Source organism: Micromonospora sp. 4G55, assembly GCF_016803375.1.
In genome coordinates this window covers 1-8,785 of the sequence record NZ_JAEVHN010000231.1, presented here as the reverse complement: position 1 = coordinate 8,785, position 8,785 = coordinate 1, and the positions used below count along the sequence as shown (strand labels likewise).

General features: G+C 68.8%; 8 protein-coding genes and 2 pseudogenes. All 10 read left to right on the top strand.

Annotation, left to right across the window (positions count from 1 at the left end):
* On the top strand, positions 1–346 hold a 346-nt coding region (locus JNW89_RS19175; protein ID WP_238449947.1), incomplete at its 5' end, for a hypothetical protein.
* Positions 347–556: 210 nt separating this feature from the next.
* Complete coding sequence (locus JNW89_RS19170; protein WP_154942274.1) at positions 557–793, top strand: hypothetical protein; 237 nt, start codon at positions 557–559, stop codon at positions 791–793.
* Positions 794–804: 11 nt separating this feature from the next.
* Positions 805–1,602 (top strand): F0F1 ATP synthase subunit A, encoded by a 798-nt coding sequence (atpB, locus tag JNW89_RS19165; protein WP_238449946.1) that lies wholly within the window; start codon positions 805–807, stop codon positions 1,600–1,602.
* A gap of 68 nt (positions 1,603–1,670) precedes the next feature.
* Positions 1,671–1,907, top strand: a complete 237-nt coding sequence (locus JNW89_RS19160) for a F0F1 ATP synthase subunit C (protein ID WP_088960568.1) — start codon at positions 1,671–1,673, stop codon at positions 1,905–1,907.
* Between the two features lie 27 nt (positions 1,908–1,934).
* Positions 1,935–2,476, top strand: a pseudogene (locus tag JNW89_RS19155) (F0F1 ATP synthase subunit B).
* Positions 2,476–3,297: a F0F1 ATP synthase subunit delta gene (locus tag JNW89_RS19150; protein WP_238449945.1), complete on the top strand. Its 822-nt coding sequence runs from the start codon at positions 2,476–2,478 to the stop codon at positions 3,295–3,297. The pseudogene JNW89_RS19155 and the gene JNW89_RS19150 overlap by 1 nt, the downstream one beginning before the upstream one ends.
* 86 nt (positions 3,298–3,383) lie before the next feature.
* On the top strand, positions 3,384–5,036 hold the full coding sequence (gene atpA / locus JNW89_RS19145) for a F0F1 ATP synthase subunit alpha (protein WP_238449944.1): 1,653 nt from the start codon (positions 3,384–3,386) through the stop codon (positions 5,034–5,036).
* A 3-nt stretch (positions 5,037–5,039) separates the two neighbouring features.
* On the top strand, positions 5,040–5,969 hold the full coding sequence (locus JNW89_RS19140) for a F0F1 ATP synthase subunit gamma (RefSeq protein ID WP_238449943.1): 930 nt from the start codon (positions 5,040–5,042) through the stop codon (positions 5,967–5,969).
* Positions 5,969–7,407: pseudogene (atpD, locus tag JNW89_RS19135) on the top strand (F0F1 ATP synthase subunit beta). Before JNW89_RS19140 ends, atpD begins: the two are co-directional and overlap by 1 nt.
* A gap of 212 nt (positions 7,408–7,619) precedes the next feature.
* Positions 7,620–8,768 carry an LCP family protein gene (locus JNW89_RS19130; protein ID WP_238449942.1) on the top strand — a complete coding sequence of 383 codons (1,149 nt, stop codon included), beginning with the start codon at positions 7,620–7,622 and terminating at the stop codon, positions 8,766–8,768.
* Positions 8,769–8,785 lie beyond the last annotated feature (17 nt).

The following is an 8,785-nucleotide window of genomic DNA, read 5'->3' as shown; positions in this document are numbered from 1 at the left end:
CGGTGCTGCTGGGTGCGGTGGCGCCCTGGTGGGCGGGGTGGTCGGCGGTGGCGACGCGGCGCTGGGCGCGGCGGCCGGGGTGGCGGTGACGGCGGCCAGCTATACGCTGACCACCGTGGTGCTGGCCTGGGCCGACGCGGTCAACCCGCAGCTGGTGCTCCCGTTCGGACTCGGCCTGTACGCCGCCAAGTTCACCCTGCTGGGGGTCGTGATGGTGGCCGTGGCGTCGACCGGCTGGGCCGGGCTGCTCCCGCTCTGCCTCGGCATCGCGGCGGGCGTGGCGGTCTGGACCGGGGTGCACATCTGGTGGCTGACCAGGGTGCACCGGCGCGGGGTCGCCGGCTGACGGCTCGGGCGCACACCGAGCGTGGTCGATTCGTGGCGGCGTCCCACCTGGCGGACGACGCGCGCGTCTGTCCACCTTCGGTCATTCTCTGGGTGGCGGAAGGGGAGTAGCGTGCCTCCAGACGACGCGCCCGCCAAAGGCCCACACAACGACGGTTGTGCGGGGGTGAGGCACAGCCTCGTCTTCCCGACTGATATCGTTCGCCCCGTCATGGCTGGTGACCAAACCCCCCAACCCAATGGCGGCTCAGGCGACGTTCCGTCCGGTGCCGGCCAGGGTTGGACCGCGCTCGGATACCTCATCACGGGCATGGTCTTCTGGGGTTTCATCGGCTGGCTGGTCGACCAGTGGCTCGACACCGGAGGCATCGCCACCGGGATCGGCGTCGTGCTCGGCATGGCCGGGGGAATCATCCTGGTCGTCCGCCGACTCGGCACGCCTACTTAGGAAGGGACGCGGTGTTCGGACAGGCGAACGTCCTGGCAGCGGGCCAGGCGGCATTCCCACCCAGTGTGGAGGACTTCTACCTGCCCAGCATCCTGCCCTGGGGTGGGCACGACTCCTACTGGTTCACCAAGATCACGGCGATGGTCTGGATCGCGGTCGGCGTCCTGATCATCTTCTTCCTGGCCAGCTACCGGAAGCCGCAGCTGGTCCCGACGAAGAAGCAGTGGTTCGCCGAGTCGATCTACGGCTTCGTGCGGAACAACATCGCGGTCGACATGATCGGGCACGCGGGAGTGCGGTTCGCGCCGTACTTCACCACGCTGTTCTGCTTCATCCTGCTGACCAACTTCTTCGCGATCCTGCCGGGCTTCCAGATCTCGCCGAACTCGCACATCGCCTTCCCGGCGATCCTCGCGGTGATCAGCTACGTGCTCTTCATCTACGCCGGCATCAAGCACCACGGCTTCGGCAAGTTCGTCAAGAACTCGCTGATCCCGCCGGCGCCCTGGTACATCCTGCCGCTGCTGATCCCGATCGAGTTCTTCTCGACCTTCCTCGTCCGGCCGTTCTCGCTGGCCGTCCGTCTCTTCGCGAACATGTTCGCCGGCCACATGCTCCTGCTGGTCTTCACGCTCGGCGGCTTCGCGATGCTCAGCGCCAACACCTGGCTGGCCCCGGTCTCGGTGCTGTCCTGGGTGATGACCATCGCGCTGACCTTCCTCGAGTTCCTGGTGATCGTCCTGCAGGCGTACGTCTTCACGGTGCTGACCGCCAGCTACGTGCAGGGCGCGCTCGCCGACGAGCACTGATCCACTTTGCACCAACCGTTGTCGTCCCGCGTGACCGTCACGCGTGATAACCAGGAGGAACCACACCAATGGACGCTAGCGTTCTCGCCGCGGTAGAGGGCAGCACCGCCGCCATCGGCTACGGCCTCGCGGCCATCGGCCCGGGCATCGGCGTCGGCCTGGTCTTCGCCGCCTACATCCAGTCGACCGCCCGCCAGCCGGAGTCGTCCCGGATGACCCTGCCGTACGTCTGGATCGGCTTCGCCGTCATCGAGGCCCTCGCGCTGCTGGGTATCGCCTTCGGCTTCATCTGGGCTGGCGCCTGATCCACCCCTGTTGACCGGGAGGTAACCATGTACCACCTGCTCGCCGCCGAAGGTGGTGAAACGGCCCACAACCCGATCGTCCCGCTGTGGCAGGAGCTCGTGGTCGGGACGGTCGCCTTTGCCGTGCTCTGCTTCGTGCTGATGAAGTTCGTCTTCCCCCGCATGGAGCAGACGTTCCAGGCGCGGGTCGACGCGATCGAGGGTGGCATCAAGCGCGCCGAGGCCGCCCAGGCCGAGGCCAACCAGCTCCTCGAGCAGTACCGCGCGCAGCTCGCCGAGGCGCGCACCGACGCCGCCAAGATCCGGGACGACGCCCGGGCCGACGCCGAGGGCATCCGCCAGGACATCCTCGCCAAGGCGCGGGAGGAGTCGACCGGATCATCGCGGCGGGCAAGGAGCAGCTCGCCGCCGAGCGGGCCACCATCGTGCGCGAGCTGCGCACGGAGGTCGGCACGATCGCGGTCGACCTGGCCAGCAAGATCGTCGGTGAGTCGCTCGCCGACGAGGCTCGTCGCAAGGGCACCGTCGACCGGTTCCTGAGCGGTCTCGAGAGCGCGGGGGCCCGCTGATGCAGGCCGCCAGCCGGGAGTCGTACAAGGTCGCGGCGGAGCACCTCGACGCGTACGCGCGCAGTGCCGACCCGGTCGCGGTGGCCCACACCGCGAACGACCTGCTCGCCGTCGCCGGCCTGCTCCGGCGGGAGCCGCGGCTGCGGCGGGCGCTCTCGGACCCCGCCCGGTCCGCCGCGGACCGCGCCGGTCTGCTCGGCGAGATGCTGCGGGGCAAGATCGGCGAGGGCGCGCTCGACCTGCTCGCCTCGCTGGTCTCCGGCCGTTGGTCGGCGCCGTCGCAACTGCTCGACGGCGCCGAGCGGCTCGGCGTGGAGGCCGTGCTGGCCAGCGTCGACGCCGCGGGCGACCTGGGCGAGGTCGAGGACGAGCTGTTCCGTTTCGGGCAGGTCGTCGCCGGCCAGCCCGAGCTCTCCGCGGTGCTGTCGAACCCGGTCGCGCCGGTGGACCAGCGGGGTGTCCTGGTCGGCGAGCTGCTGGCCGGCAAGGCCAAGCTGGCCACCGTCCGCCTCATCGAGGTGGCGCTGGCCGGCTTCGGGGGGCGCTCCTTCACCGGATCGCTCACCCGGCTGGTCGAACTCGCCGCCGAACGGCGGGACCGCCAGGTGGCCTACGTCACCGTGGCAGCCCCGTTGACTGACGAGGAGGAGCGACGCCTGGGTGCCCGCCTCTCCGCGATGTACGGTCGAGAGGTTTCCGTCAAGCAGACGGTCGACCCGGAGGTGCTCGGTGGGGTGAGCGTGCAGGTCGGCTCCGACCTGTACGACGGCACCGTCCTGCGCCGCCTCAACGAGACCCGCAACGCGCTCGCGAAGCGCTGACCAGCGTCTCCGCAGCCCCTGATCGACGCCATTCGGACCGGTCGGTACTAGGTATCCCGGGACCCTGATACTTAAGGAAGCAGAGGATGGCCGAGCTGACCATCTCGACGGAGGAGATCCGCGGCGCCCTGGAGCGCTACGTCTCCTCCTACACGTCCGACGTCTCCCGCGAGGAGGTCGGCACCGTCGCCGACACCGGCGACGGCATCGCCCACGTCGAGGGCCTGCCCTCGACCATGACCAACGAGCTCCTGGAGTTCGAGGACGGCACGCTCGGCGTGGCGCTGAACCTCGACGTCCGGGAGATCGGTGTCGTCGTTCTCGGTGACTCCGCCAAGCTGGAGGAGGGGCAGCGCGTCAAGCGCACCGGCCGGGTGCTCTCCGTGCCGGTCGGCGACGCCTTCCTCGGCCGTGTGGTCGACGCGCTCGGCCAGCCGATCGACGGGCTCGGTGACATCGCCAACGAGGGCTTCCGCGAGCTGGAGCTCCAGGCCCCGAACGTGATGTCCCGGCAGTCCGTCGACGAGCCGCTGCAGACCGGTATCAAGGCGATCGACGCCATGACCCCGGTCGGTCGGGGCCAGCGTCAGCTGATCATCGGTGACCGGAAGACGGGTAAGACCACGGTCGCCCTGGACACCATCCTCAACCAGCGCGACAACTGGCGCTCCGGCGACCCGAAGAAGCAGGTCCGCTGCATCTACGTCGCCATCGGCCAGAAGGCCTCCACGATCGCCTCGATCAAGGGCATCCTGGAGGAGGCGGGCGCGATGGAGTACACCACCATCGTGGCCTCCCCGGCCTCCGACCCGGCCGGCTTCAAGTACCTCGCCCCCTACACCGGCTCGTCCATCGGGCAGCACTGGATGTACGGCGGCAAGCACGTCCTGATCGTCTTCGACGACCTGAGCAAGCAGGCCGAGGCGTACCGCGCCGTGTCGCTGCTGCTGCGTCGCCCGCCGGGCCGCGAGGCGTACCCGGGTGACGTCTTCTACCTGCACTCCCGTTTGCTGGAGCGCTGCGCGAAGCTCTCCGACGAGCTGGGTGGCGGTTCGATGACCGGTCTGCCGATCATCGAGACGAAGGCCAACGACATCTCGGCCTTCATCCCGACCAACGTCATCTCGATCACCGACGGGCAGATCTTCCTCGAGACCGACCTGTTCAACCAGGGCGTCCGGCCGGCCATCAACGTCGGCACCTCGGTCTCCCGGGTCGGTGGCGCCGCGCAGGTGAAGCCGATGAAGAAGGTCGCCGGTTCGCTCCGGCTCAACCTGGCCCAGTTCCGCGAGCTGGAGGCGTTCGCCGCCTTCGCCTCCGACCTGGACAAGGCCTCGCAGAACCAGCTGAACCGCGGTTCGCGCCTGGTCGAGCTGCTCAAGCAGCCGAACTACTCGCCGTACCCGGTGCAGGAGCAGGTCGTCTCCGTCTGGGCCGGCACCGAGGGCAAGCTGGACGACGTCCCGGTCGGCGAGATCCGTCGCTTCGAGTCGGAGTTCCTCCAGTACCTGCGCCACAAGCACGAGGGCGTGCTGGCCGGGATCGCCGACAACCAGTGGAACGACGACATCATCTCCTCGCTGGACTCGGCGATCACCGAGTTCAAGCAGGTCTTCCTGGGCAAGGAGGACGAGCGTCGGATCAACGAGGCCCCGGCCGCGCCGCTCGCGGGCGAGGAGAACCGCGAGACGGTGACCCGCTTCCGCGACGGCACGACCGACCGCCCGGCCGAGAGCTGATCCATGGCGGCCCAGGTTCGCGTTCTTCGTCAACGAATCCGCTCGGCGAAGTCGATGAAGAAGATCACCAAGGCGATGGAGCTCGTCGCGACGAGCCGGATCGCCAAGGCCCAGGCCCGGGTGGAGGCGTCGCTGCCGTACGCCCGGGCCATCACCGGGGTGCTCACGGCGCTGGCGTCCAACGCGCGGATCGACCACCCGCTGCTCACCCCGCGCGAGCGGGTGCGGCGGGCCGGCGTCCTGCTGGTCACCAGCGACCGGGGCCTGGCCGGCGGCTACAGCTCGAACGCGATCAGGACGGCCGAGTCGCTGATCGCCCGGCTCAAGGCCGACGGCAAGGAGCCGGTGCTCTACGTCATCGGGCGTAAGGGTGTCGGGTTCTACCGGTTCCGTAACCGCGAGATGGCGGCCAACTGGACCGGCTTCTCCGAGCAGCCGTCCTTCGCCGACGCCCGCGAGGTGGGCGAGACGCTGATCAAGGCGTTCTCGGCCGGTGCGGACGACGTGGACGGTCAGGCCGGGGCGGACGGGGTGCTCGGGATCGACGAGTTGCATATCGTCTACACCGAGTTCCACTCCCTGATGACGCAGACGCCGGTTGCGAAGATCATCGGCCCGATGCAGGTCGAGGACCGTCCGCGGTCCGAGGGGCTGCTGCCGGCGTACGAGTTCGAGCCGGAGGCGGAGGCGCTGCTCGACGCGCTGCTGCCGAAGTACATCAACACGCGGATCTACGCGGCGTTGATCGAGTCGGCGGCGAGCGAGTCGGCGGCCCGTCGGCGGGCGATGAAGAGCGCCACCGACAACGCCGAAGAGATGATCGAGAAGTACACGCGCGAGATGAACTCGGCCCGCCAGGCCGGGATCACCCAGGAGATCAGCGAGATCGTCGGCGGCGCGAACGCGCTGGCCGCGTCGGGAAGTGAAGTGTGATGACTGCCCCAGTAGAGACCAAGACGGCCACGGGTCGCGTGGTCCGGGTCATCGGCCCGGTCGTCGACGCCGAGTTCCCGCGCGACGCCATGCCGGCCCTGTTCAACGCCCTGCACGTCAACGTGACGCTCTCCGGCGGTGAGAAGAAGCTGACCCTGGAGGTCGCCCAGCACCTGGGTGACAACATGGTCCGCGCCATCTCGATGCAGCCGACCGACGGCCTGGTCCGCGGCTCGGAGGTGCGCGACACCGGCTCGGGTATCAAGGTTCCGGTCGGCGACGCGGTCAAGGGCCACGTGTTCAACGCGATCGGCGAGGTCCTCAACCTCACCGAGGGCGAGACGCTGAGCCCGGACGACCACTGGCAGATCCACCGCAAGGCCCCGGCCTTCGCGGACCTGGAGCCGAAGACCGAGATGCTGGAGACCGGCATCAAGGTCATCGACCTGCTCGCCCCGTACGTCAAGGGCGGCAAGATCGGCCTGTTCGGCGGTGCCGGCGTGGGCAAGACGGTGCTCATCCAGGAGATGATCACCCGTGTCGCCCGTAACTTCGGTGGTACCTCGGTCTTCGCCGGCGTGGGTGAGCGCACCCGCGAGGGCAACGACCTCATCGCCGAGATGACCGAGTCCGGCGTCATCGACAAGACCGCGCTGGTCTACGGCCAGATGGACGAGCCGCCGGGCACCCGGCTGCGGGTCGCGCTGTCCGCGCTGACGATGGCGGAGTACTTCCGCGACGTGAAGAAGCAGGAGGTGCTGCTCTTCATCGACAACATCTTCCGCTTCACCCAGGCCGGTTCCGAGGTCTCCACGCTGCTCGGCCGCATGCCGAGCGCCGTGGGTTACCAGCCGACCCTGGCCGACGAGATGGGCGAGCTCCAGGAGCGGATCACCTCCGTCCGGGGCCAGGCCATCACCTCGATGCAGGCGATCTACGTGCCCGCCGACGACTACACCGACCCGGCGCCGGCCACCACGTTCGCCCACCTCGACGCGACCACCAACCTGGAGCGGTCGATCTCCGACAAGGGCATCTACCCGGCCGTGGACCCGCTGGCGTCCTCGTCCCGGATCCTCGCCCCGGAGTTCGTCGGCCAGGAGCACTTCCAGGTCGCCACCGAGGTGAAGCGGATCCTGCAGCGCTACAAGGACCTGCAGGACATCATCGCCATCCTCGGCATCGAGGAGCTCTCCGAGGAAGACAAGATCACCGTGGCCCGGGCCCGGCGGATCGAGCGCTTCCTGTCGCAGAACACCTACGCCGCCGAGCAGTTCACCGGCGTGCCGGGCTGACGGTCCCGATCAGCGAGACCATCGAGGCGTTCAAGAAGATCAGCGAGGGCGAGTACGACCACTTCCCCGAGCAGGCCTTCTTCATGTGCGGCGGTCTCGAGGACCTGGAGCGCAAGGCGAAGGAACTGATGTCGGAGGGCTGAGAACTCCGCCACAACTGACGAAGGCCACCCCGGTCCGCCGGGGTGGCCTTCGGCCGTTCCGAGCCTGTTCGGACCGGGTGTCCGATTGTCGGGTGAGCGAATTCCCACGGCGGCGGGGTACCGTTTCGAGCGCGACGCCCGCCAATCGGCGTCGATCCGGTGCAACTTTTCGGCTGCGTCCGCCCGTCCTTGTGTCGTGGGCGTGACGACGAATGGAGAAGCTCGTGGGTGAGGCCGGCAAGGGCGGCGGCAAGCCGTCCATGTGGTCGGGCGTGCCGCGGTGGGCCAGGACGTGCACGATCTTCGGCGCCGTGCTCATGCTGCTCAGCGGCGTGGTGCTGGTCGGCTACGAGGCGCTGCTGGCCCGGTACGAGGGCGCCGTCGGCAAGGCCGACCTCTTCGGCGACCAGGCGGCCGGGGCGCAGGAGCGCAAGAGCGACGTCAAGGGCCCGCTCAACATCCTGCTGGTCGGCATCGACCCGCGCAAGCCGGAGGACCGGCCGCTGGCCGACTCGATCATGGTGCTGCACGTGCCGGCGTCGATGGACCGGGCGTACCTGTTCTCCCTGCCCCGCGACCTCTACGTCGACATCCCCGAGTTCGACAAGGCCGGCTACGGCGGCGGCAGCGGGAAGCTCAACGGGGCCATGTCGCACGGCAGCGTCGTGCAGGGGCAGAACCCGAGCGCCCCGCAGGGCTTCGAGCTGCTCGCCAAGACCGTGCAGAACGTGACCGGCATCGAGCGGTTCGACGCCGGCGCGATCATCAACTTCACCGGCTTCCAGAAGATCGTCGACGCGATGGGCGGCGTCGACATGTACATCGAGCGGGACGTGAAGTCCGAGCACCGCGAGCCGGACGGCACGCACCGCAAGGGCAACCCGTACGGCGAGGGGTACATCGGGCCGCAGGCGGAGTACAAGAAGGGCAACCAGCACCTGAGCGGCTGGCAGGCGCTGGACTACGTGCGGCAGCGCTACCCCAAGAACGGCGTCCCGGACGCCGACTACGGCCGCCAGCGCCACCAGCAGCAGTTCATCAAGGCGATGGTCAACCAGGCGTTCAGCGCCGACGTGGTGACCAACCCGATCAAGCTGGACCGGGTGATCCGGGCCGCCGGCCAGTCGCTGACCTTCAACGGCCGGGGCAACAGCGTGGTCGACTTCGCCATCGCCCTCAAGGGCGTCCGGTCGGAGAACGTCGAGCTGATCAAGCTGCCGGGGGAGGGGATCGGCACCGGCAGCGCGTACCGGGGCGAGCGGCTGCTGCCGGCCGCGGACGACTTCTTCACCGCGCTGAAGAACGAACAGCTCGACGCATTCCTGCTCGAACACCCGGAGTTCCGCAACCGGAACAAGTGACCCCCGCGCCAAGGCCG

Coding starts and splice junctions, on each gene's coding strand:
- JNW89_RS19170 (WP_154942274.1), top strand. CDS start 557: ATGGCTGGTGACCAAACCCCCCAACCCAATGGCGGCTCAGGCGACGTT.
- JNW89_RS19160 (WP_088960568.1), top strand. CDS start 1,671: ATGGACGCTAGCGTTCTCGCCGCGGTAGAGGGCAGCACCGCCGCCATC.
- JNW89_RS19150 (WP_238449945.1), top strand. CDS start 2,476: ATGCAGGCCGCCAGCCGGGAGTCGTACAAGGTCGCGGCGGAGCACCTC.
- atpA (WP_238449944.1), top strand. CDS start 3,384: ATGGCCGAGCTGACCATCTCGACGGAGGAGATCCGCGGCGCCCTGGAG.
- JNW89_RS19140 (WP_238449943.1), top strand. CDS start 5,040: ATGGCGGCCCAGGTTCGCGTTCTTCGTCAACGAATCCGCTCGGCGAAG.
- JNW89_RS19130 (WP_238449942.1), top strand. CDS start 7,620: ATGGAGAAGCTCGTGGGTGAGGCCGGCAAGGGCGGCGGCAAGCCGTCC.